At 51.9% G+C, this 20,896-nt stretch carries 16 protein-coding genes, 1 tRNA gene and 3 riboswitches; all 17 genes read left to right on the top strand.

Annotated elements, in window-relative coordinates:
• Positions 1-113: 113 nt before the first annotated feature.
• Positions 114-2,024 carry a type I glutamate--ammonia ligase gene (locus ACZ481_RS13495; RefSeq protein ID WP_464765899.1) on the top strand — a complete coding sequence of 637 codons (1,911 nt, stop codon included), beginning with the start codon at positions 114-116 and terminating at the stop codon, positions 2,022-2,024.
• A gap of 148 nt (positions 2,025-2,172) precedes the next feature.
• Positions 2,173-2,682, top strand: coding sequence for a rubrerythrin (locus tag ACZ481_RS13490; protein ID WP_464765898.1), 510 nt, complete (start codon positions 2,173-2,175; stop codon positions 2,680-2,682).
• 140 nt (positions 2,683-2,822) lie between these two features.
• Positions 2,823-3,494, top strand: coding sequence for an NAD(P)/FAD-dependent oxidoreductase (locus tag ACZ481_RS13485; RefSeq protein ID WP_464765897.1), 672 nt, complete (start codon positions 2,823-2,825; stop codon positions 3,492-3,494).
• A gap of 148 nt (positions 3,495-3,642) precedes the next feature.
• Positions 3,643-4,869 carry a hydantoinase/carbamoylase family amidase gene (locus ACZ481_RS13480; protein ID WP_464765896.1) on the top strand — a complete coding sequence of 409 codons (1,227 nt, stop codon included), beginning with the start codon at positions 3,643-3,645 and terminating at the stop codon, positions 4,867-4,869.
• Positions 4,870-4,968: 99 nt separating this feature from the next.
• Positions 4,969-5,475, top strand: coding sequence for a hypothetical protein (locus tag ACZ481_RS13475; RefSeq protein WP_464765895.1), 507 nt, complete (start codon positions 4,969-4,971; stop codon positions 5,473-5,475).
• A gap of 229 nt (positions 5,476-5,704) precedes the next feature.
• Positions 5,705-5,850, top strand: a riboswitch (cyclic di-AMP (ydaO/yuaA leader).
• 46 nt (positions 5,851-5,896) lie between these two features.
• Positions 5,897-6,580, top strand: a complete 684-nt coding sequence (locus ACZ481_RS13470; protein WP_464765894.1) for a 3D domain-containing protein — start codon at positions 5,897-5,899, stop codon at positions 6,578-6,580.
• A gap of 155 nt (positions 6,581-6,735) precedes the next feature.
• Positions 6,736-7,188: a DMT family transporter gene (locus tag ACZ481_RS13465; protein WP_464765893.1), complete on the top strand. Its 453-nt coding sequence runs from the start codon at positions 6,736-6,738 to the stop codon at positions 7,186-7,188.
• A gap of 107 nt (positions 7,189-7,295) precedes the next feature.
• Entirely contained in the window at positions 7,296-8,429 is a 1,134-nt protein-coding gene (locus tag ACZ481_RS13460) for an acyl-CoA dehydrogenase family protein (RefSeq protein ID WP_464765892.1), read from the top strand.
• Between the two features lie 186 nt (positions 8,430-8,615).
• Positions 8,616-8,692 (top strand) — tRNA-Val (locus tag ACZ481_RS13455).
• Between the two features lie 244 nt (positions 8,693-8,936).
• A riboswitch (cobalamin riboswitch) is annotated at positions 8,937-9,217 on the top strand.
• Positions 9,218-9,699: 482 nt separating this feature from the next.
• Positions 9,700-9,882, top strand: a riboswitch (cobalamin riboswitch).
• Positions 9,883-10,165: 283 nt separating this feature from the next.
• Positions 10,166-10,627: an OmpH/Skp family outer membrane protein gene (locus ACZ481_RS13450; protein WP_464765891.1), complete on the top strand. Its 462-nt coding sequence runs from the start codon at positions 10,166-10,168 to the stop codon at positions 10,625-10,627.
• Positions 10,628-10,819: 192 nt separating this feature from the next.
• A complete protein-coding gene (locus ACZ481_RS13445; RefSeq protein ID WP_464765890.1) occupies positions 10,820-12,262 on the top strand; it encodes a hypothetical protein in 1,443 nt (480 codons plus the stop codon).
• Between the two features lie 73 nt (positions 12,263-12,335).
• A complete protein-coding gene (locus tag ACZ481_RS13440; RefSeq protein ID WP_464765889.1) occupies positions 12,336-16,739 on the top strand; it encodes a TonB-dependent receptor domain-containing protein in 4,404 nt (1,467 codons plus the stop codon).
• A 203-nt stretch (positions 16,740-16,942) separates the two neighbouring features.
• Complete coding sequence (locus ACZ481_RS13435; RefSeq protein WP_464765888.1) at positions 16,943-17,842, top strand: C1 family peptidase; 900 nt, start codon at positions 16,943-16,945, stop codon at positions 17,840-17,842.
• Between the two features lie 467 nt (positions 17,843-18,309).
• Positions 18,310-18,765, top strand: coding sequence for a type III secretion system chaperone family protein (locus ACZ481_RS13430; protein WP_464765887.1), 456 nt, complete (start codon positions 18,310-18,312; stop codon positions 18,763-18,765).
• Positions 18,766-18,793: 28 nt separating this feature from the next.
• Positions 18,794-20,167, top strand: a complete 1,374-nt coding sequence (locus tag ACZ481_RS13425; RefSeq protein ID WP_464765886.1) for an ATP-binding cassette domain-containing protein — start codon at positions 18,794-18,796, stop codon at positions 20,165-20,167.
• A 121-nt stretch (positions 20,168-20,288) separates the two neighbouring features.
• Entirely contained in the window at positions 20,289-20,549 is a 261-nt protein-coding gene (locus ACZ481_RS13420) for a type II toxin-antitoxin system Phd/YefM family antitoxin (RefSeq protein ID WP_464765885.1), read from the top strand.
• Positions 20,542-20,850 (top strand): type II toxin-antitoxin system RelE/ParE family toxin, encoded by a 309-nt coding sequence (locus tag ACZ481_RS13415; RefSeq protein ID WP_464765884.1) that lies wholly within the window; start codon positions 20,542-20,544, stop codon positions 20,848-20,850. Before ACZ481_RS13420 ends, ACZ481_RS13415 begins: the two co-directional genes overlap by 8 nt.
• The last annotated feature ends 46 nt before the right edge of the window (positions 20,851-20,896 follow it).

Genomic DNA, 20,896 nt, shown 5'->3' with positions numbered 1-20,896 from the left:
AAACCTGAGTCGATGTAGCTCTTCCGCAAGCAGCAGTGGAGGAGCCTGTTTTTTTCATTATATTGGCCCAGGGCATTCCCGACGCAAGTCAATTTGAACATGAGGTGACGAAGATGGTAAAAGATTTAGTGTATTTGATTCCAGCGGGCAAGTATGGCAAAGAAGAAATTCTGAACCTGCTCGGCAACCACCCGGAAATCAAATTCGCATCCCTTGTCGGCATTGATCTGGCAGGCAATGATACGGATGAAAAAGTGCCGATCGGTTTGTTTATTAAGGATATGGATGACTTTTATAACGGCAGCGCCGTGCAAACAGACGGCTCATCTGTTGTTCTCACCGGGATTGCCACATTAAACAACGCCAAGGTTGACATGCTGGCCGATGCCAGCGTTAACTGGTTTGTCGACTATAACTATGAACATATTGACGAGGAAACCGGCAAGCCTGTCGGTACCCTGAGAATTCCCGCCTTTCTGGTACATAATGGCCTGCGGGTTGACTCCCGCTCCATATTGGCCCAAAGCCTCGAATATGTCAAAAATGAACTGAAAGCTCTGTTTCAAACGCAGGAAAAAATCGCCGGCCTGGAGCACATCAATAACGCCGAGATCGACGATATCCTGTTTACGGCCGCCACGGAGCTTGAATTTTGGGTAAAAACCCCGGCTAATAAAGCCGAGGTGGAAGAGCTGTCCGCATCGCAGGTCATGCAGGAGCAATACTGGCAGCGTACCCGCGGCAATGTCCGGACGGCGATGGAACAGGCCCTGTTAATGATGGCCCGCTATGGTCTTGAGCCGGAAATGGGCCATAAAGAGGTCGGCGGTGTAAAAGCCCGGATCGATGAGGCCGGCCACCTAAGCCATGTTATGGAGCAGCTTGAAATTGACTGGAAGTTTGCCAATGCCCTGCAATGCGCCGACAATGAGCTGCAGGCCAGGATTTTAGTGAAAGAAGCCTTTCGGGCTAACGGTCTGGAGGTAACCTTCAAAGCCAAACCGATTATCGGGGTGGCTGGCAGCGGCGAACACACCCATGTGGGGATTGCAGCCCGGCTGAAGTCCGGCAAAATTGTCAACCTGTTCTCCCCGGCCGATATGAAGCAGCATTTCCTAAGTGCCATCGGTTATGGCGCCATTATGGGCCTCTTAAAGCATTACGAGGTAATCAATCCGTTCATATCCTCGACCAACGACTCCCTTAACCGCTTAAAACCCGGTTTTGAAGCCCCCATCTGCATCGTAACCTCCCTGGGCCACTCACCGGCCGCCCCTTCCCGCAACAGGACGATTCTGGCCGGCCTGGTGCGTGATATCAACAACCCGCTGGCAACAAGATTTGAGGTCCGCTCCCCTAACCCGTATACGAATACCTATATTGCAATAACTGCTTTTTATCTGAGTATGCTTGACGGCATCAAGGCTGCCGTTAACTCCGGCAAATCCTTGGCGGAAATTGACGCGGAGCTGTCCAAAGAGGCCGGCACGTCAGGCTTCTATCTGGAAACTGACCGGGCCTACCGCAGCGAGCATGATGTGTTTGATGATTATAGCGAAGAAGAGCGCAACCGTCTGTTCAGCAAACCGCCGGCCACAGTGTGGGAGAACACGCAGAGTATCAGCAAATACCCGGAAAAAGTAAAAACCCTGACTGCCGGCGGCGCCTTCCGGCCTGAGCTTGTGCAGGCGTTTGTGGCCGGAGCGCTGGTAAGGTGGCAAACGGAACTGCTGAACCGCATTATTCCGGAAAACCTGGCGATTGTAAAAGAGGCCAAAATGCTGCATGATGCCGATTCCGGCAGTGACCTTGACCTGCATCACTGGGATAAGATCAACAGTCTCAGAACCTACCTGGCCAAAGACTGCCTGTCGCAGAAAAGCCTGTTTACCCGGATTAAAGAGGCGATTGCAGCCGGGGATTTTGACACCGTATCGGCCCTGCAGATTGAGATGTCTGAGAAGATCGGCACATTAAAAGCCCTGTACAGCCAGTACAAAAAGAATATGATCCATCTTTGTTAACAAATACAACACTCTCTCTGCCGCCACGGAGAGAGTGTTGTATTTTTATTATTTTTTGATAAAAAAGTTAACAATGTCACAATCGGGAAAGGAATTCCTCTGAAAATATGGAATATATCAGTAAATTACCAGTAAAGGAGCTGACAGTATGGAAAAAAATGCCTGTGATGTAGGCAATCTGTTTAGTGATCTGGAAGCACTGCGAATAGCCATTGATATGGAGGCCCGGGGCCGCGACTTCTACAAACAAGCCTATGAATATGCAGAGGCCAAGGAGCATAAAGACCTGTTTATGCTGCTTATGAATGAGGAGATTCAGCATCTTGACCAGTTTACCAGGCTGTACAACGAGGTGAAAGAAAACCAGCAGGACGGCGGGGACTACTTGTTTGATCAGGAGACTTCCCGCTACCTGACAGTACTGGCTGAACCCCATATTTTCCCTAAAGACAAAGCCGCCAAAATATTTCCCGAGTTCAAAAGCATTGCCGATATCCTGCGGGCCGCTATGCAGGACGAAAAGGATTCGATCCTGTTTTATGATGCTTTGGCAAAATGTGCTAAGTTTGAAGGGGCCAGAAATATTTTCAACCTCTTAAAATTTGAAGAACAGACGCATGTGGTTAAGCTGCGGGAAATGCTTGACGGTTGGGCTTAAATACTGCAAACCGGCATGAATAGCGTCTTTAGGGCGCTATTTTTTTCTTTAAAAGGATTTTTTTAGCAGGAATTTTATAATCAGTGTCTAATTTATAATAATAATCTATTAAATATTATTATCTTACAGGGGGTTTGATTATGGAACAGAAAACAGATTTATTGGCGAAAGGCGCCATCGTTCAGCGCGACCGGGAAACCTATGCAATTGCTCCGCATATTCCGGGCGGGGTTATTCTTGATATTAACCTGTTAAGAAAAATTGCCGATGTTTCCGAGAAATATGGCGCCAAGGCGCTTAAACTGACCTCAGCCCAGCGGATTGCCATTGTTGGCATCGCGGAAGAGAAAATCGATGCCGCCTGGGAGGATCTGGGGATGGACAAAGGGGCGGCCGTCGGCCTGTGTGTCCGCAGCATCAAAATATGCCCGGCCACTCATTTCTGTAAGCGGGCCCAGCAGGATGGGTTAACGCTGGGGCTGGAGCTTGACAAAAAGTATCATGGCATGGAATTGCCCGGGAAGATGAAGTTCGGCGTCAGCGGCTGTACTAACTCCTGTGCCGAGGGCTGGGTTAAGGACATTGGGCTGATCGGCACAGCCAAAGGCTGGAAGGTTGTGATCGGCGGCTGTGCCGGCGCCAGAGCCAGAATCGCCGACCTATTGATAGAAGGGCTGCCCCAGGCCGAAGTAATGCCTGTTATTGAAAAAATTATTGCCTATTACCAGCAGAATGCCCGCAAGCATGAGCGGATCGGCATGATGATTGACCGCTTAGGTCTTGACACGGTCAAACAGGGAATATTAGGCTAAACAAAAAGCGTCTGGCATGCCAGGCGCTTTTTAGTGCCGGAAGCGGCCTGCCGGCGGACGGTGCAGGAATTTTTTTGCAGCAATTATAGAATTGCAAGCAAAATAGCGGTATACTGTCAGTAAAAGAAGCGAGTAAGGGGCGGTGGCGATGCAAGCGAATCCTTTGGCAAGTGAATGGGTGCTGGAACAGTTAGAGCAGGTGGCTCAATATAGTCAGGAACAAGCCGGTGTCTCCCGCCGGACAATTAGTAAAGCCGGTCAGCAGGTGCGCGGCTTCCTTGCCGGGCTGATGCAGGGCAGCGGTCTTGTTGTCCATACCGACGCAGCCGGCAACCTGATCGGACGCTGGGAACCGGCCGGCAGTCAGGCTGCCTTACCGGCGGTAATGACCGGCTCACAGCCGGACGTCATCCCCGGCGGCAATGACGGTATATTGGGGATATTATGCAGCCTGGCGGCGGTTAAAGCATTACAGGAGCGCGGCGACAGCAAACATCCCCTGGAGGTAGTGGTGTTTGCCGGAGAGGACCCCGGCCGCTGCCGCCTGACGAATGTAGGCAGCAAGGCCATGGCCGGCCTGGTCAGCGAGCAGGCCTGGAAAAGGAGTACCGCCCAGACAGGCCTGGAGGAAGCAGCCGCTTCTGCACCGGCCTTTGAACATATCCGCGCTGCGGCCCGGCCTAAGCATAGTATTAAGGCTTTTCTGGCCCTGCACACAGAGCAAGGGCGGATTTTGGAACAGGGGCGGGTGAATATTGGCATAGTGGAAAATATTGCGGCCCCTACCAGGCTGAAAATAACGGTAAACGGCCTGGCCGGCCCGGCCGGCGGCATACCGCTGGCCGAGCGTCAGGACGCACTGGTGAGCGCCGCTATGATTGTATTGGCCGTGAGGAATATCGCCGCCGAGCATGATTACCGGGGGACAGTCGCCACCGTGACCACGCTGAAAACCTATCCCGGTATCCTTGCTGCCATTCCTGCCGTGGTCGAAATGGGGGTCGAGATAAATGGCACAGAACATGAAAGTATCATTGCCATTCTCCAGGCCATAAAAGATGAAGTCAGTATGATCGCCGACGATCATGACACACCGGTGGCTATTGAAGTGATCGCGTCCGAAAAGCCGCTGCCGCTGGACCCAGCCATTATCAGCGCGGCGGAAAGCATCTGCCACAGCCGGAAACTCGCCAGTTTGCGCCTGGACGACCGCATTGGCTATGATGTTGTGAATATAGCCCATATGGCCCCGGCGGGGCTGATATTAATCCCCGGCGGCGAAACGGCCGGCCCTGGCAGTCGCCGGGCGGCCCAAGCAGCCATTAGCGCCGGTGTCGACGTGCTGACAGCCCTGCTGTACCAATTGGCAAAGTGAACTCGTTTCAAGTCTTTTCTTAAACTTACCACTATTTTTTATGTAAACTTTATGATAAAATATCAGTTGAATCAACATCAAATGAAAGGAGTGCTAACCTTGAAGAAAATAGTAACCGCGGTTTTGTTGATGGTTTTTGTCATGCCGCTTTCATTTGCTTTACCCAAGGCTGAGGCTGCTTTCTTAGAGGATCAACTGGGTCAAGCGGCTACCGGCGCCGGTGCCGCTGCGCAATTACAGCAAATTCTGCAGATGACTGACAATTTTGCGGACAGAGAAGCCTTGTTAGGTACAATTGCCAAGAGTGCCATTGAACGTTCAGGCAACACCGCTGCAGTTAACGATATTACCACTATGGCCACCCAGCTGCTCACGCAGGATCAGGCCGTAATCAAAGAAAATCTGGTTAAGGCGGTAGAAACGGCTGCCCGCAGCCGAGTCGAACAAGAGGTAACTACCCGGCTGTCCGGTTATCAAACAGAAATGGCTGTACTCTCTTCCTTGCTGAATAACAGCAATATGTTAATGCCTGATGCGGTAAAAAACAGTAACGCCATTAGCAGCATTATGCAGGCCAGCCCGCGAACCATTGACGTGATTAATTAACCGGCTCAGGCCGGTTCTTTTTTCCAGCAGAATTTACAAAAGTGCAAGACTATGTCCGGAAAAGACTTGGCCCAGGCCAAGTCTTTTTCTTATGTATTTTATAACCCATTCCCGGGGAGCAGAATAACTGAGAATTGCCACTGCAGGCTTAACAAATTAACGAAAACAGAGGCTAAGGCAAATTTACAGGGTTTTGCTAAATTTGACCAATAGTCCGATCCGGTATATTATAGATATGATGCCGAATCTTTACAGGTACGGGGGAACCAAGACAGTAGACACAGGGGATAATCCGTTAAGAACGGAAGGGCGCATTCTGATTCTCTCTTTTCCCTATCCCGACAGCTAACCCCGGAGGCTATGTTTCGAGGTTTTTTTGTGGTTATCGAACCTCGAACACTATCGTAAGAGAGGTGATACATTGAAAAATAAAGCCCTTTTTACCGTAATTTTTTGCCTGGCCTTACTCCTTAGCATCAGCAATCCTTTGGCAGGAACAGCGGTGTCATCACCGGCAGCAAAGACCCAGCCGGATATTGCAGCCTCACCGGCTGCGGCCAAAGCAGAAGCAGAAGCCGTTGTGCCGCCGGAACCGCCCGAACCGCCGCCGCTGACTATGGGCATGCGCGGCGATAAAGTCCGCGTCGTCCAGAAGCTGCTGGCAGACGGCGGCTTTTATGCCGGCAATATTGACGGTGTCTACGGTCCGATTACCGCCAACGCCGTAAAAGCGTTTCAGCGCAGCACCAGTCTCGAAATCACCGGCACAGTGGACAGGCAAACCTTTACCTACCTTGAGCGCGCAACAGGTGAGCCCAGCCGCTACAGCCGGTCGCTGCTGATGAGAGCTTCGGCCTATACGGCCCATGATCCCGGCAACGGCAGTTATACCTATCGCGGCAATTTGCTGCGCCGGGGCATGGCGGCTGTTGATCCGGCGGTAATTCCGCTGGGAACCCGGTTGTACATCCAAGGCTACGGCTATGCCATCGCCGACGATATTGGCGGCGCCATTAAGGGGCAGCGGATTGACCTGGCTTTCGACAACCGCCGCGAGGCTTTGAATTTTGGCGTCCGCAAAGTAACCGTCTATATACTGGATTAGAAAAGCAGGCTGCCGCCTGCTTTTCCTTTTGCCGCCGATTACCGGATTCTCCCGGAATATTAAAGAGCTCCTGGTATTATACTACATTCATCCGGTTCTTGCTGCCGGCTGCGTTTATTGTCCAGGCTCGATCATTTGATGGGAGTGTGTTCGGATTGAATCTTTTTTCTGGTGAAATGCTGCCATTGGCGCTGGCGTTAGTCTCAGGCGTGCTGATGGCGGTCCAGGGGTCGCTGAATGCCCTGCTGAGCAAAGCGGTCGGCCTCTTGGAGGCTACCTTTGTCGTGCAATTGACCGGAGCGGTTCTGGTTATGGTTTTATTGTTTGTATTTAACATGGGCAAAGGCAATTTGTATGCCTGGCAGGTTGCGCCCTGGTATTCCTGGCTGGGAGGAATTATCGGCGTTGGCATCATCTATCTGGTCGCCGCCAGCATCCCCAGTGTGGGGGTGGCTAACGCCACTACCGCCATCATTGTCGGCCAGGTACTGACGGCAATTATTATCGACCATTTCGGCGGGTTTGGCCTTGAGCGTTCTGCATGCAGCCCCCAGCAGCTATTGGGGCTGGTATTGCTTGCAGTGGGCGCTAAATTATTGTTAAAATAGCGCTTTTTTTTATATTTTTACCAATTAGGTGTTAACAAAAAAAACAATATGCGGTATACTTATCATTAGTATTTTTTGGTTTTATGCTAACCATAAGGAGGCAAAGCATGGATTTTAACTTTACTCCCGATCAATTGGATCTACAGAAAATGGTAAAAGATTTTGTTGCTAAAGAAATTACGCCTCACGCTCTGGAAATGGATAAAGAAGGTGTAGTTCCCCCTGATCTGTGGAAAAAACTTGATGAAGCGGGCTTATTAAATCTGACCGTCCCTGAAGAGTATGACGGACCTGGTCTTGATGCTCTTTCCATTGCTCTTATATATGAAGAATTAGGCAAAGGCTGCGCCGGGGTGGCCACCACAACGGCGGCCAACTCCCTGGCTTCCTATCCGGTCGTTTTATTAGGCAATGAGGCGCAAAAAAGAAAAATGTTCGATGTCCTCAATAACGGCAAACTGGCGGCCTTTGCCTTAACCGAGCCTGGCGCCGGGTCGGATGCGGGGGCCGTTGCCACTACCGCCGTCAAGGACGGGGATAATTATATTATCAACGGCACGAAGTGCTTTATCACCAACGGCGGCATTGCCGATATCTATATTATTTTTGCCAATACCCGGAAAACCGCCGGCATCCGCGGCCTGACAGCTTTTATCGTCGAGCGGGGCACACCAGGCTTTTCCGTGGGTAAGGAAGAAGAAAAAATGGGAATCAGGGCCTCCAACACCTGTGAATTGGTATTGGAGAATGTTTGCATCCCCGCCGACAACAGAATCGGCCGGGAAGGGGAAGGGTTCAAAATCGCCATGAAAACACTGGATGCGGCCCGGCCGTTCGTCGGCGCCGTATCGGTCGGCCTAGCCCAGGCGGCCTTTGAACTGGCGGTCAAATATTCGAAAGAGCGCGTGCAGTTTGACAAGCCCATCGCTTCCTTCCAGCTGGTGCAGGCCATGCTGGCCGATATGGCCATGCAGATTGAAGCCGCCCGCCTGCTCGTGTATAAAGCCTGCTGGCTGAAGGATCAGGCTGCGCCGTACACGAAAGAGTCGGCCATTGCCAAGTGCTTTGCTGCCGACACCGCCATGAAGGTGACCACTGACGCGGTCCAGGTGCTGGGGGGCTATGGCTATTCCAAGGAATACCCGGCGGAAAAATACATGCGCGACGCTAAGATTATGCAGATTTACGAAGGCACCAACCAAATTCAGCGCCTGGTTATTGCCAATAACATCCTGTACTAAAAATAAGAAAGGACTTGGCACAAGCCAAGTCCTATAGGACGATGCCCGTTAGGGTATCGTCGTTCTTATGTCTCAACAAAACGCCACTGCGCCAGTAGCGTTTGCCTGTTTCTGGCCGGACAAAATTAAGGCCTAATTAATGCTTGACTTTTGCCTGCAATCTTACTATAATATGTTATGTGCTACGGGATTATAGCTCAGTTGGTTAGAGTACTACGTTGACATCGTAGGGGTCACTGGTTCGAGTCCAGTTAATCCCACCAGGGAATGCAAAAGCTGCCGAGAGATCGGGAGCTTTTTATTTTAGCTCTTTCATCTCGCCCAGGATCTGTTGCAATAATGCTTCCATCCGTTCACCACCCTAAGGCTATTATAGCCCGTCCGGGCGGGGGCAGGCAAGCGGAAACTGCCGCTTGCCGCAAGAGTACCTGTCTAAAAAACCTATTGACAAAACATTACAAAAGTGGTATTGTCAGAATTAGGAAATCACACTACTTAAAACAAAAATAAATACAATAAGATGCAGGTGCCCGCAAGGGCTTTATAGAAAAGCCGGTTGGAAGCCGGCGCGGTCCCGCCACTGTAATGGGGAGCAAAGCCATGTTTTATACCACTGCGACGCCTCAAAAAGAGGCTAGTGCCGAACACGCACGAGTTGACGGTGCGACGCCTCTAAAGGAGGCTAGTGCCGAACACATATGTGTCGACGGTACGACGTCTCTGTCGTGGGAAGGTTTGGTGGAGCGATGACCCAGAGCCAGGAGAACTGCCTGCATGACAATCACCGTTGACCTGCGAGCGATAGGGAGGGGATTAGTGCGTGTTTTGTGCCGGCAGTTTTTTCCGGGCTACAAGCAGAAGCCTTCCTTACGTGTTGTTATCACAGGAGGCTTCTTTTTATTTGCCATTGTGAACATACAATAGAAAACTTGTGAAGGGATAACGGATTTTTCGCACCCAGCCATGTTGCGTTACGACACAGTTGTATCATAATTGCCGTACCAAACGGCAATTATTGTCATAGTGCGTACAGGTAGTCCGCCTGCCGGGAGAACTGCCTGTACGGACATCTTTGCCAGACCTGCGGCAACAGCAGGGCAGCTTACGGCGGCTATCATGCCAACGCCGGCCGTCGTAAGCCCTGGCTATTTACCGGCCCAGCCTACAACAGGTAGCGAACAAAGGAGGTACAGGGAAGCAGCCGGACAGCGATATCAGTCAAAACCGGCAGTCATATTCTGCGGCCAGTTTGCATAGGCTGCAACGAACAACATCATTATGTGGGATAGGTGCCCTGCGGGGCTTAAAAGGGAAGACCGGTGAAACACCGGCACGGTCCCGCCACTGTAACGGGGAGCGAACTGCAGACAGAGCCACTTAAGCAACTGCTTGGGGAAGGCGCAGCCAGCAATGACCCGGAGTCAGGAGACCTGCCTTATCCAGCAATCGCCTATAGTACCTGCGAGCGACAGGGAGGAGATTACGTGGAACCGGGGTCCCATTGCGGCCGGTCAGCGTAGCACTCCCGCTAAGGGAGTCTTTTTATCCTGACAGAAAGGTTAACTTTCCCTGGATAAGGGCAACATCGGCTTCCGCTTTCGCCACAGGCTCGGCGCAAGCCGTGTTTTCTTTATTGTTATTTAGCTGCTGGATTGTCCGGCCCTATGGTACAGGACAGCCGGCGTACAAGCCTGGCTTGTACAAACAAATTTAGAGATTAGATGAGGATACAACCCATGAACAAAACACGCGCAATCTTAGCCCTGCTTATTGCCGCCTGCTTTCTGGCCGGACTGTTAGCTCCCGCGCCGGCGCTGGCCGCCAAAGCCAGGACCAAAGCCAAAGCCAAGACCGAACAAACCGTCGGCTATATCAACCGCCAGCAGGTTTTCGCCGCCTACCCCGGCATTGAGGACCTGATGCAGCGCATCCAGCGCCTGCGGGCCGAGGCCCAGCAAGACTATGACACCAACGCCAAAGACCTGGCGCCGGCCGACAAACAGGCCTACAGTGACAAGCTGTCCCGCCAGCAGGCCCAGCGGGAAGACGAACTGATGAAACCGGTGGGCGACAAGATCGAAGAATCAATTGAGGCCGTTGCAAAAGCCAAAGGCCTGACCGTAGTGATTGACGCAGCAAATGTGATCTACGGCGGTATCGACATTACCGCCGACGTAATAACCAAGGTACAACAATAAGCAGCAGCGGCGACGGCGTAACTCAGCCTGTTCGTCCTGCCCGGGCGCGATGACGGCGTTCGGCAGGCTGCGATAAGGAAATCTAACAAGGAGGTGCGGTTTTTTTCGTGAGCACTAAGAAAAAGACCTCAGCAGCCCGCCAGCTGTTGACGGTCATACGGTAAACAGTAAAAAATGGGAGAGTGAAAACTTATGGCTAGTAAGGTAATGTATGGAACGTATACTTATACCGGTACTCCCAGAGGCGATGTCGGCACTGCCACATATCCCAATCCCAGTCCGCCTCCTGCCATCCTCGTGCATAAAGGAGTAAGAACGACCTATACCAATGCCGGGGGCAGTCCTTTCATCGGTTCTGATCCCAAACCATTATATTTCGAAAACGGCGCCGGACTCAACCGGGCCGCAGTGGCTTCCATCTCATGGGCAAGCGGCGTCGCCGTTTGCAACTGGCTGGTCTATGAAGCCGATGCCGATAATACTACTCCTTTTGTCTGGAACAACCCCGTGGCCGGGCCTGTCGTACTGACGGACGGCACCGTAAGCGTTACCAATCCCTATGCCCTCAAAACCAGAAGAATTAATGCCACGACAGTCGATATTTATTGCATCGACTATGACAACAGACTTGTCTTCCGCGTGCGCAGCAACGGTCCGAACGGCGATACCTATACGCCGCAGACTGGCTATTATCAATTCCCGGCGCTGACGGTCGGCAGCAACCAAACCTACGGCGTCGATCTGGATATCATCGGCGACTATGTCTATGCTGTATTCAATAGCGGCACGAACCTGACGGCCGGCGCGCCTAGCGCCAACTACCTGAACAGCACGATAGTACAACTGGATCTTGCGCTCAGCAGCCCACCGGTAGCCGTTAACGGCCCCTATGGCTCGTCAACAAGCGGCGGAGCGGCTCAAAATGCCTTCAGCATCCAGGCCTATAACGATGGTACGGACGACCATCTCATCCTGACTGCCGTTGGCGGCCCGCAGTTGGATCAGGCCTATCCGCCGAATTATCCCTTTAATTGGAACCCCGGTTCCCGTATCCAGAGGGTTGATCCAAGCACGCTGGCGGTCACTGACCTGCTCGTAGCGGCTCCTAATAATACCGATCCAGATAATGAAACTGACCGGTTCGATTTCCGGGCGCTGACCTTCAGCGCTGACGGGAATGACGCCTATATTCTTACCGGAAAGTTTACTGCTGGCTTTGCTGCCTTTAGCTACCGGCTGTATCAGACCGATTTGAGCACAGTTCTCGGGGCCGGCGGGGCGCTGATTTCGAGTATTGTTCCAATACCGGTGCAAGCTACAACCGACGGCGGCTACCTCTGGGGTTTGCTGTATTCGGAAAGCAATGCGAACACCTGGTTTGTCCGAGGCGAAGATTTGGCTATCTACAATTCCGGCGGCCAAGTCGCCGCTGCCACACTTGCCGATCTCACCACGTTTACCGGCGGGTCGGATTTCCCCGGCCTCAATTTCGTGACCATTTACGAAGACGAAGTGGCTGCGCCGCGAGCCTTGAAGGGCTATGTCGCGCCGGCGTTTGCCTCCAACTCGCCGGCGGCGTTGATCGAACGGGAAAAATTCTTAAAAGAAGTAGCCGCAGCCAAAGCCAAAAAATAACCCAAGGTTTCTCGTGGAGGGGAAGCAGTTCCCCTCCACAATTTTGAATTTTCATAGTGGGGAGAGAAAATTTTTGCAGAAACGAAAGAAACAATCCGGCGGGGCGCAGAAAAAAAGAGCGCTCCTGGCGGCCTGTGTATCGGCCGCCTTGCTTTATGCCACGCCGGCTCATGCGGCACTGCGGTTATATGATGAGGCCAACGTCACCCATCCCAATATCAAAGTGAACAATCCGACTGGGTTTACGATTGCCAGTGGCGAAACCTGGCGAACTTACTTCAATGCAGCAACCGGGAACGGGGAGAGTAGTGCGACGAAATATACCAATATTACCATTCAAAGCGGCGGGATTTGGCAGCCGCTGGATAGTAATAATCTTATTAATGTCGAAGGAACATTGACACTGGAAAAAGACGCAGTCCTTGACCTGTCCTATAAGTATGGACCCGAGAATTATCCAGCCAACGACTGGACGTCTAACCAGCTTATTCGAATGTTGAAGGCCGACACTGCAAATTCAGTGAAAACGGTTTTTCACGACGGGGCAATTCTACGGGTTAATATGTACAGTCACCCAGACATTGCCAGCGGCGCTTTAACCGATAGGTTCTTGTTTAAGAATCCGCAATTAGGGGACGATGCGGTCGACGTCAAGGTGCAGATCCGCTATAATAAAAGCTTTGGCGGCCCCGACCTTGCCGCTGGCGTAAAGCCTATGCTGCAGGGTTCAACGTCTGGTGCCGTCATTACTCTGAGTGCGATCAGTGACGAGGTAAAAGCCAAGATTGAGAGCGGCGACTTCACATTTACGGGAGAAAGCAGTTATATAGACAGTTCGCTGAACAAATACTTATTTACTCCGACCTTAACGGCAAGCGAGGTATCGGGCAGTGCGGGAAACTATAAACAAAGCTATGGTTTGAATTGGGCCGCCATCCGCAGCGATCTGGTTTCCCAGGGCGTATTCAGCGCGGCTAACGCCCAGCTTTCCATGCGCAATCTGTGGCGGATGGAAGACGGTCTATTCTGGAAGCGGGGCGAGGAATTGCGGGCGGCCAACCGGCTCGGGCAGAGCGAAGGGGCCGATGGGGCTTGGGGCCAAATCTGGCGCGGCAAGTATGATTTTGCCGGCGCCTACGGTTCCGACTTTGACCAGAGCTACAACGGCATTCAGGTCGGCTACGACAAACAGCGTGAAAGGGATTTTTACGGAGGCAGGCTACATACCGGACTTTTTCTTAGTATGTTAAACGCGGATGCTAATTTTCATCAGACGGACGACGGACTGTACAGCCGCGCCCACGGCGATCTGGAGAGCAAGGGTATCGGCCTTTATACCGCCTGGCAGGGCGACAAAGGGCATTATTTTGATTTTACCGTCCGGGGTTCTAAACTGAGCAACAAATACAAATTCTCCGACTCGGATGATAATTTGTATAACAACGATTACAGCACCTGGACCTATGGCGCCGGTCTCCGCTACGGCTTCCAAAAGGAACTGCCTAACGGCTGGTATCTGGAACCCCAGGCCGGCCTGACCTATGGCACGATGAAAAGCTACAGCTATATGCAGGACAACGGCATGCGGTATCGTCAGGAGCAGGTGGACATGCTTACCGGCCGTCTTGGCGTCACCGCCGGCCGGCACTTTGGCAGCGGCGGCAAGCGCGGCGTGCTGTATGCCAAAGCTGCCGTTAACCACGACTTCAAAGACGGCGGCTCGGCCTATGCCGATGCGATGATGTGGTCTCAAGAGGTTAATGGCGGCAATGGCGGCTATAAGCTACTCGCCACCCTGCCGGTCAACACCCTGGCCGGCAAGGACACCTGGTACGACTTTGCCATTGGCGCCAACTTGCAAACCGGCAAAGACCAGACCGCGTTCCTCGAACTGAGCAAAACCGCCGGCGGCAAGGTCAACACCGACTGGCAGGTCAACACCGGCCTGTCCTGGCGCTTTAACGGGCCTTCACACCAGGAACACGCGGCTGCTCAGACCGCGGCCTTTGACCGCAGCATGAATGCGCCGGCGGCGGGAGCGAGTTTTGCGCCGCCGACACCGGCGGCCCCGAGCGGAACCGCAGCGGCAGCCGGTGAAGAAGGACAGACAGCAGCGACCGGCCAGGCTACCGACGTAACCGGAACGGACACAACCGTTGCCGATGGCAGCCTGACAACACCGGCTGACCAAACGGCTGACCAGGCCGCCAACAAAATCCAGGTTAAGCAGGAAGAACCGGCCGGCCAGGAAGGACAAGCCGGCCAGACCGAACAAACTACCACCAGAGAACGCGGGACAGCAGAAGCTGGTTTTGCATTTTCCGCCGGGACGCCTGCTAACGGTACGGCCCAAACTATGGCCGACGGCGACCCCGGCAGCTACACCTTAGCCCCGCTGGTCGTCGAGGCCGCCCGCCCTGACTGGGAGAAAAAATTGTCGCCTGGCACCGTTTCGGTTATCCATGTGCCTGAATACAAGGGAGAAATGAAAAACCTGCCTGACCTGCTGCAGACCGTACCCGGCGTCTATATCCAGCGCCTGCAGGGCACCGGCCACTATACTGTGGCCCGCGTCCGGGGCTCAACCGGCGGCCAGGTTAATATCTATATGGACGGCGTATTGGTCAACTCCAGCGCGGATTCGGCCGTCGACCTGTCCATCATTCCCATTGAAAACGTTGAACGCATCGAAGTCTACCGCGGTTATGTCCCGGCCCGCTTTGCCGGCGCGCCCATCGGCGGCGCCATCAACATCGTCACCAAAAAGCCCCAGGACGTCAGAGGCAGCGTTACGCAGGGCATGCGCTCCTTCGGCGGTTATACCGGCAACCTCGAACTGACCGCACCGGTCGGCAGCGGCAGTATGCTGTTCGCCGTCAATCGGGATCAAGCCAAGGGGGATTTCCGCTATACGAATTTGTATAAAGGCGCGGTATACGAGCCCCCCACTCAGGACCGCCACCGGCAGTACAACGACTACCAGAACACCGACGCCCTTCTCAAATGGCAGGATGACAACTGGTTCGCCAAGCTGACCTGGCAGAAGAATACAACCAGCTTCCCGGAATCGACTAATATTATAGGCGCCGATGTGCCGGATGACGAACTGGCAAGCACGCCACATTCCCCCACTTGGTTTCAATACCGGGCGCGGCAGCTGGAGACCACCAAAAGTGAATTTCAGTTCGGCCGGCGGCAGACCGCCGCTAATCTGGAGTGGGGCTGGAAGCTGGGCACCTCCTATCAGCTGAAAGAAGCCGCCAGTTCCCAGACTAAGAACTGGGATAACAGCGCTTTCCTGACGGTCGACAATGAGTTCCGCGACCGCCGCTACGAAGGCAGCATTGACGGCAGCTGGCAGGCAAGCAAGAGTCATTTGGTGGAATTCTTGTTCAGCGCCTCCCGGGAGACCATGGATGTCAGCACCTCTAATGCGGAAATGTGGCCGCCCGCGGTTGACACGTCGGGTAATCTCATGGGCAAATACGCGAATTTGTTCAAACCGCATTATGAGAACAAAAACTATCACTTCCAGGTGCAGGACACCATGACGCTGAACCGCAGCGGCAGCCTGTTCTTTACGCCGGTGCTACGGGCGCAGAAGATGGACATGGACATCGCTGCCAACGACCCTGATATGAACAGCTGGAAATATTCCTACGGCCTGGGGCTGAAGAAGGTGCAGAACGAACACTGGACCTTCCGCGGCACCTACGGCACCTACTACAAATTCCCCACCTGGTATGAGCTGTTCGGCGACGGCGTCAACGTCAAATCCCGCTGGGAGAAATATTCGACCGTGGCCGGCACGCCCCAGTATCTGCTGGATAACTATGTCGAGCGCGGCACCAGTTGGGACGTCAGCGCCAACTGGCAGGGCAAGGCGCTCAACGCCGACAGCGACATCACGCTGACCTATTTCAACCGCGATGCCAAAAACCTGGCGAGTTATTCGCTCGATTTCTATGGCTTCGGCTACTATACCAACCTGGCCGCCGGCAACATCCAGGGCGTGGAACTGGAGAGCAAAATGAACTGGGGCCGCTGGGATCTCCTGTTAGCCGCCACCTGGAATGATTCCGTCGTCACTGCCAGCGGTTCCAAAGACACGCTGGCGTCAGGGCCGACCTGGATGGCGGGCAGGCCGTTTCCCTGGATACCGGAATGGGAATACAACGCCCGGCTGGGCTACCGCTTCCCCGGTGATAAACTCAGCGCCTTTGCCGAATACCACTATCTAGATAAAGTGGCTAACTGGGGCACCAGCGAATCAGGCTCGACCACCTATGATGCGCTGGGCATCACCAATGTCGGCGTAAAGTATGACCTTAATCGGCAGGTCAAGCTGACCGCCGGCGTCAATGACCTGCTTAATAAAGGACCGAACCAGGTATATCACCTTAACTCCGAGGTCGGCAATGTCCAGTATCCGCAGCAGGGCCGGACTTATTATTTGACCGCCCAGTATTTCTACTAAACCAAACGATTGGCAGCGCTGCCCCAGGCAGTGGCAATACAGGTCTGGACAGGATTGTCCGGGCCTATTTTGCCCATAACGTCCACCCACTGACTCAAGGGGACGGTTCTCTTGAGTCGTTTTCCCCAATTGTAGTTAGCCGCGTTACTCTCAGGAATACAGCCTTTTAGTACAGCTACCTAAACCGTAAGGAGGGATTATCATTGAATACCCAGGTAACTCTGCCTGACCGGCGGGTCATGGGGACCGGCTGGCTGCCGCCCCTGCCTGATCTGCGCGATTATACCGAATGTCATCCCAAAATCCAGGAAGCGCTGAAAAAACTGGCGATCGACGACAAGGCCCCCTTGCCGGCGACAACGGATCTGCGCCAGTGGTGCAGCAAGCCGGTGCCGGAGCAGGGCAAGCTGGGGGCTTGTACGGCCCACGCAGCGGCGGCCATTATCGAATACTTTCAGAACCGGGCCTTTGGCAAGCATTTTACCGCCTCGCGGCTGTTCATCTATAAAAACGCCCGCAACCTGCAGGGCGTGACCGGCGACCAGGGCTCCTATATCCGGGACACGATGGGGGCGCTGGCGCTGTGCGGCGTGCCGCCGGAAAGGTACTGGCCCTATACCGACAAGGCGCCGGATTTTGACAAAGAGCCGACCTCGTTTGTCTACGCCGTGGCCGACAACTATGAAGCGCTGCAGTATTTCTGCCACGATCCCGCCGGTACCAATACGGCGCCGGCCGAGGTCCTGTGCAGTGTAAAAAAATATCTGGCCGCCGGCGTGCCGGCCATGTTCGGCTTTTACGGCTTTGCCTCCTGGGCGGCCACCGACGTCCCCGGCGGCATTCCCGGCCCCGGCCCGGATGAAAAGGCCAGCTGGGGCCACGCGGTGGCGGCCTTTGGCTACGATGATGCCATAAAAATCAAAAATACCGCCTACGACCGGGAAACCACCGGGGCGCTCTTAATCCGCAACTGCTGGGGCAGCGCCTGGGGCGATCAGGGCTATGGCTGGCTGCCGTATGAGTATGTTCTGAACAAGCTGGCAACCGACTTCTGGTCGCTGCTCAATATGGAGTGGGTGGAAACCAATCATTTTGGGATGTAAAGAAAAGCCGCCTTCATAAAAAAGGCGGCATGGTATTATAACAGAGCCAACAGTGAAACTTTCTCTTTTTCGTACTGGAAAAATAAGGTATAATAAATATGCAGGCTGCTCGGGGGACGGTTAGCCCCTTCCTGTTAAGGAAGGGGGTGGTACAATGACTGTTTATGAAGCATTGACATTTGCTGTCGCATTTGCCACGCTCATGGTATTGGTCATAAGCCAAAAGAAATAACCGCCCCTGTGCTCAAATAGTGGCGGTTATTTCTTGAATAACTAACAACGTTTGGGCTAACCGTTTTCCGGTTAGACAGCCTGTAGGGGCTGGCGTGCTGGCAACACGTCAGTCCTTTGCTTATATTATACCCATAGACAGAAAAATATGCAACCGGCCAGGAAAAAATCCTGCCTGCGAGGTTTATTAGCTTGCCTGCCATTGATTTGAGCGACTCAAAAGGGGGGGAATACACATGCAAACCAGTAATGCCAAAGCCAGAAAGCTGCAGGAATTCCTGGCGGCTAATCAGATTACCTGCTTTGTCGAACAGGCCATGCAGGACGATATTCACACCGTCATCTTCCGCACCAACCTGGAGGTCGGCGGCCAGCAGCTGCCGGTCATGGTCCTTACCGACGACAGCCTCTATGCCCTGCTGCAGGTGCGGGTCGTGCCGGCCGTCGTCCAGGGCGCAAACAGCCACAGCGTCCTTGCCTATATCAATGAACTGAACCGGACCTATAAGAGCTTCAAGTATTTTATGAGCGACGACAAGGCCCTGATTCTCGATGTCTGCCTGACCGCCGGGCCGGAGCAGTTTGAACCGCAGCTTGTCAGTCTGAGCCTGGACATCATCCTCCGGCATCTGCGGGAGGAATACCCGGGGATCATGCGCAAAATATGGGCTGAGGAACCTGTACCGAACTGAGCAGCCCTTTTATTTTGCTTAGGAGTACATGTCTAAAATGAAAAAATTTAATATGTTTATTTTTATTAATAAAAGTTTTTGTTTAATGATACTATGCATTCTTATCCTGCAAGCAATACTCGCATCTTCCACCTTATGGATAGCTAAATTGAGCCAGGCAGTCGTATTAAAACAGGATTTTTCCTTATGGTTAGTGCTATTTATACTATCGTTATCGTTAATATATATTCCAGGTCCCGGAACGGCTTACTTTCAGAGCAAAGCCGCTTTTAGTTCTTTTCGCAAGTATGTTGATCTGTTTACAGTTTCTTTTCGGGGCAGAGCCCAATTAAGAACCAATATCGAATTCAAACAAGAACGCCAGCCGTATGTAAATAATGAGGCCTGGCTGGTCATCAATGAATTCGTTGGGTTTATTATCAATGTACTCACTACTCTTTTTAATATTGTTTTTAACATCGGAATTCTTGGGTTTATTATTGATAAAAAGTTAATTTTTGCTTATGCCATAACTATTCCTTTAATTACTATTTGTATTAAAAGTCTAAAAGTGCGAGTCACGGCTTCCGCCAAAGAGGCGCAAGCAGACCGGACAGCGATGATGCAGTCATTATTACCAGCCTGGGACTCCGTTTTAATTGGCAACCAATTAAATATACATTTATGGCAAAACTATTTTATTGATAAACAGAAAAACGCGCAAAAGTCGGCGTTGAAATCGGTACTTTTTTGTGAACTGACAACCGTAATTTCCATGTTTCTTGTCTTATTTCCGGTAGTTGGTACCTGGGTGTGGTTAATATATCACAATATAGGCAATGAAGTATTCCTAACTATGCTTATTGCTACCTTCCCCCGCCAAGTTATAACAATTTTTCATGTGACTGCAATTGTAGCTTATGCCTCGCGTTGGAACAGTTTAAAAACGCGGCTTGAGGGATTAAGATCAGCCTTGCTTATTACAGAACCGATACAGGCCGGCACTATTTCCTGGAATCGGATTCAGGCTGAAAAAGACAATACGCTTATTACTGTTGATTCTATTCATGCCTTACCAGCAATTACTCACGACTATAGTCCGGGAAGAATTACTTTACGGGGCGATAATGGTACAGGAAAATCGTCACTGCTGGCCCTGATTAAGGAACAGGTAGGGGAAAAGGCTTTCCTGTTGCCGCCTCATTCGGATATGTTTTTTGCATTCAGTTCTAATAAAAGCTTATCCACTGGCGAAAAAATCATAGAATCATTAGCTGAGATAAAAAGAAGCGGCAAGCTTCCGCTATTATTGTTAGACGAGTGGGATGCCAATTTAGATAATAATCATATTGTTACCATATCAGAAAAATTAAATGAACTGGCAAAAGAAATATGTATTATAGAAGTACGTCATCGCAGTTAGGCTGATTCTGGTTTCGCCAGACTTATTGCCAAGTGATTGGGGCAAGCTAATAATGCACATGAGTTTATTGAGCATGAGGTATAATTATGGTATAATAAAGCCGCGGAAAGGAGTTGTTGTTATGCCTCAAATTATTCCGATTCGGGACTTGAAAAACACCAGTGAGATTTCTCAAATGTGCCATGCAGCCAGTGAGCCTATTTTTATTACCAAAAACGGTTATGGCGATATGGTAATCATGAGTATGAAGCTGTATGAAGAGAAACTGTTCATGCTCGACGTCTATAAAAAGCTTGCTGAAGCTGAGAAAGAACTGACAGAAGGGAGAGTCCTTGACGGTGACGTTTCGTTAAAAAGCATAAGAGAAAAATATAATGTATAAACTGCTTGTTACAGAAACTGCGCATCAAGACTTGGACAATATTATTTCATACATCGCCATACAGCTGGGTAATCCAAAAGCAGCTAGTGAATTTGCCGATGCAGTGAGCACTTGTTATGGCCTCCTAAAAATCAGTCCAATGATGTACGAACGGTGTCAAGATAGCCGGTTGGGACAAGACGGCTACCGAAAAGCAGTGATTAATAATTACGTGCTTCTGTACAAAGTCAATGAAGCTTCCCAAACTGTCAGCGTTATGCGTTTTTTCTACAGCGCGCAGGATTATATGAAGTTAATATAATCGTTGTACCAACTGCGGGCAGGAGAAACCTATGGAGCGCTGCAGG

The organism is Sporomusa intestinalis (assembly GCF_055383785.1).
This window is presented reverse-complemented; position numbering and strand designations above follow the sequence as displayed.